The organism is Mesorhizobium sp. XAP4, assembly GCF_029269325.1.
Lineage (GTDB): Bacteria > Pseudomonadota > Alphaproteobacteria > Rhizobiales > Rhizobiaceae > Mesorhizobium > Mesorhizobium ciceri.
Map to the genome: position 1 here is coordinate 1 of NZ_JARIXW010000030.1, position 634 is coordinate 634.

The window sequence follows — 634 nt, forward strand, 5'->3', positions numbered from 1 at the left end:
GGGTCATTCCTGCTTTCGTCGTGTTTCCACTTTTTCACCGTAGTTCCTCCCAGCTCACGTTTTGTTTGGCCGCTTGTCCCACCGATCGTGAGATGACGTTCATATCCATGCGTTCACGTGACTCATGGGATGCGGCGGTGCCCCTCGTCCTGCGGGTTCAAATCGCGCCTCGATACGACTGGGACTTTCCACAGCTAATCCTTGATATTGGGATCCCACCCCGCTCAATGCCGCCTCGTGAATGTAGCAGCGTCAGTTGGGCGATTTGCGCAAATTGTCTTCTATAAACGCAGGTAATCGGCGTATTCTGGCGATCGGCGCATCCAGCCGATGATTTTCTGTGGTCGCGAACACCTCAAACCTTGAGCGTGTTCTCTACGAGCTTGATCCAGAAGGATGTCCCGTACGGAATTGCCTCGTCGTTAAAATCATAGGCCGCGTGATGCAAGCCGGCGCTGTCGCCATTCCCGCACCAGACGAAGGCACCCGGTCGCGCCTTCGCCATGTAGGAGAAATCTTCCCCTCCTAATACCGGAGGGGTCTCGTGCACATTGTCTTCACCAGCCACGTCCTTCGCCGCCCTGATCGCAAGCTCGGTCGGCGCGGCATGATTAAAAACGACGGCATCGCTGCT

General features: G+C 56.0%; 1 protein-coding gene. It reads right to left on the reverse strand.

The genetic code is table 11. From position 1 onward, the window contains the following. Positions 1-355 precede the first annotated feature (355 nt). A partial coding sequence (locus P3C39_RS32860; protein WP_275955465.1) for a M20/M25/M40 family metallo-hydrolase occupies positions 356-634 on the reverse strand: 279 nt, incomplete at its 5' end.